This is a genomic window from Moritella sp. F3 (assembly GCF_015082335.1).
In the GTDB taxonomy this organism is placed as follows: Bacteria; Pseudomonadota; Gammaproteobacteria; order Enterobacterales; family Moritellaceae; genus Moritella.
The window spans coordinates 1-3,449 of sequence record NZ_BLRL01000029.1 but is presented as its reverse complement, the minus strand read 5'-3'; the positions used below and the strand labels follow the sequence as shown (position 1 = coordinate 3,449).

Genomic DNA, 3,449 nt, shown 5'->3' with positions numbered 1-3,449 from the left:
TACGCTCGTCTTGATGTAGGTAATACTTTTCAAGGTGTTAGCATTTTCAATAGTCAGGGGCAGTTTAAGCAAAACGTAGTTGTTGGAGGCATGCTGACGGCTTCAACCCTAAAAGTTGGTGGGGATGTCAGTATCGATGGTACAGCTACAGCAGCTGATTTTAAGCTTAAAGATGCTTACTATGGAAAAAGGTCAATTAAAGAAGCCTTTAAGTGGATTGCAGATTGTGAGGCAGGTAAAATCGACGCCTGCGTCACCAAGGAAGCTGCAAAACCCACTCCTCCTGCGGTTAGATATGGGTTTACCGCTTACATGACGGGACCAACCAGGGTGTTTAGTTTTGCTAGTGGAGATAAAGCTGGATCCTCTAAATATAATGCCCAGCACTATGGCTTGGGCGGGAGATCTTGCTATGAACACAGAAAAGGGACAAGGTGTAGTTATAAAAATGGTAAACGGGTAAGTAAATCGTACACTATACATAATGCAACAATACAAGGTGCTAAAGTTCGTTGGTCTGTTGGGAGTTCTGTTAAATGGACTGGTAAAATTGGGCAAGCTTATACACCTATTACTGGTAGATACAATTGGACCATAAGCATCCTTGATAGTAAAAATAAAGTGATTGCTTCGGCGTTGGTTAATATTGGTAATAATGGCTACGGCGGAAGCAAAGGTAGTGGTGTCTACTACTAGTAAATAATAGTAAATAATAGTAAATAATAAAACCGGCACATCTAATGTGTCGGTTTTTTTAGTGTTAAAATAAATTAACATTTATTTTAACTAATTCTATGAAAAAGGTTAAATCAGTAAGGGTCAAAAAAGAACTACAATACAATCAGCTGATTGCTTCTACGTATAATTAATAATGCTTCCTGATATAGTAAGGGGACTATTTCTAATAAATTAAATAAAAAAAACCCGTTACAATAAATGCAACGGGTTTTATGTACTAAGATAATTTAATACGTCTTCTTACTAATTCAATGAGTAATGCTAAACCAGCATAGATTCCGAAAGAACCACCTGACTTTTCATTGCTTGGTGTTGTCGGTACTGTTGGTATAACAGGGTCAACAGTTTTATCAGGATAAATTACCGCAACTGGTATTTGCAACGAATCGTTGATGACGAGCAAGTTACCTGCGACTTCACCTTCCTTTAAGATTAAATCTCCATCACCATTTAAGCCATTGTAGGTTAGTGTTATATGGCAATACTGACCAGTCGTTAAAGTTGCGTTGCAATCACTATTTACAGTGAATCCATTGTTAGAGTTGCTAAGTAGATTTGCAGTACCATTTACTTCAACATTATCAATTTTTAATGATTGAACTGGAATTGTCCATTCATGATTAGTAAATGATTCATCAATTTCCAATACGACTTTGCCAACTGTATTTACAGCGTCAATATGTCGAGGTATCCATTGATCGTCATTAATCCAATATGCTGGACCTGTAATCCCTGTTCCATATTGATCACCTCCGGCAATCGTCTTGCCTGAAACAAAACCAAGGCTAAAGCCATCTAAGATTACAGGACTGCCACTGTCACCACTGTCGCTTTGCTGTAGGTTACCGTTACCATCATCTACACGACGCAATGTCGGGTAATCATAGTAAGAATCAGCAAGCGGAACTGGGTTTCCACCATTGTTATCGAATCCAGCAGGATCACCTAGGCTGTAAGGCATGGCTTCTAGTTGTAGCTTAGCCTTATGCAATGTGTTTGGAAATGAACCGTTTTCATCACGACCCCACCCAGTTAAAAAACCTATTTTACTGTGTGGTGATGTGATGTCACCAACGTCAAGAATTGAGGTTGATTGTTGTTCAACAGTATCTTTCAATTTCAAAATAACTAAATCAGCACCAAAATTCACCGTGAAGTTCGAACCGTAGTTATCATTAATTACCTGTTTTTTATCCGCGTAATTCCCGTAACGATACTTCCAAACCTTATGAGGGTTTATTATTGAACCTGTCACTTCAATAAGTTGACCACCATAACGCTCATTACTTCCAAAGTATACGTCAGATGTGTATTCATCACGGGTGAGAGTGGCTTCAAGTAAATTGATATCATCAACTCGCTGTGGGTCACCTTGAATGTTATTTCTATCAAGAATTAACTGTCGAACGCGATTGTTATTATCGTCAATACAATGCATAGCTGTAATAACGTATTTTCCAGCTATGATCTGTCCACCGCAGTTACCTGCAGACCCGTCCACAAATACGCGAAAGTCTTCAGCTTGTGCTACTTCTTCACCGTACCATACTGCATGTGCAGGGATGGAGGTTGTTGCAATTGTTGCGATTAGGGCTAGCTTGCCAAATTGATTCATATTTTTCATATTTATCTCCAATAGATTGAGGGTAGTTTAACTTATATCGTCCCCCAATTGTGGGATTAATGACTTGAAAGTTAATTTAACTAGTTGAAAGGTAAGCGCAATACACGCTTAAAAAAAACTCGAACAAAAGTTCAAGCGGTAATATCAATTGGCAAGGTGTCAATGATTGATCACATTGCTAATGAATATGATGCTCGATAGTTTGGAGGAAGATCTTAAAGATATAATTGTTAGTTGTAATAATAATTAGATGTGAAGTTTTAAATCAAAATGGAAGTTTGCGTGACGACGTCACACTAAATTGGAGTGGGATTCTATTGATAGTGAGCTGATTAATTCTGTCTTAATTGATTCTCTGCGAATGCAGGTAACCGCTCTCAGCTATAGACGTTTTTATAATATGAGTAAAATGGTTAACAATCCAGTTATTTATTTAAACAAAGTGATTATTTGTGAATTCAACGAGTATAACTTTGATTGCGATGCTCTTATGTAAATATACTTCGTTTAATGGACAAGCAACTAAGTATGAATCACCGTGAAAAGATGATATCTATCGTTCCATTAGTACTAAGCCTGTTTTAAACATCATTATTCAGTATCGCAATCTTATACTTAATGGAATCTTACTTAAATCTATGGGTACTTCAAGACAGTAGCCATCCCTCTCTTCGAATTTGCAAAATACGCAGAGTCAAAATATATACCCATATCTGCTGTTTGTTACAAAATGTAGTTTAAAAAAACTATTAACTTACATCAAGTTCGTGTGTTCATGCATTTCAATATTCAGCAGTTTAGTATTTACACATTAGATATTGTTATGATTACATCCATTACGTATATAAATATTATCGATGCTAATAGTACTTCTTATTTTTATGACGAATATAATACTATTAATCAATATATTATGATGGGTAATACCTAAGGATTGTTGCTTTTCAACATCCGTAATTGCATTTCAAGCCACTGGCTTTCATTGTACTGCTTTCGAAGAGATAGTTGACCTTCAATACAGGTGTAATTTAACAACTCAAGGACTTGAAATGAGAAAATACTCCCTCATAGCGGCAGGGATAATGCT

The 3,449-nt window shown here is 36.7% G+C and carries 2 protein-coding genes; one reads left to right on the top strand and one right to left on the bottom strand.

Annotated features, from left to right (window positions below; translation table 11 throughout):
- A partial coding sequence (locus JFU56_RS22370) for a hypothetical protein (RefSeq protein ID WP_198439429.1) occupies nucleotides 1-696 on the top strand: 696 nt, incomplete at its 5' end.
- A 259-nt stretch (nucleotides 697-955) separates the two neighbouring features.
- Here the strand turns inward: JFU56_RS22370 and JFU56_RS22365 are convergent.
- Complete coding sequence (locus JFU56_RS22365; RefSeq protein WP_198439428.1) at nucleotides 956-2,362, bottom strand: trypsin-like serine protease; 1,407 nt, start codon at nucleotides 2,360-2,362, stop codon at nucleotides 956-958.
- Between the last annotated feature and the right edge of the window lie 1,087 nt (nucleotides 2,363-3,449).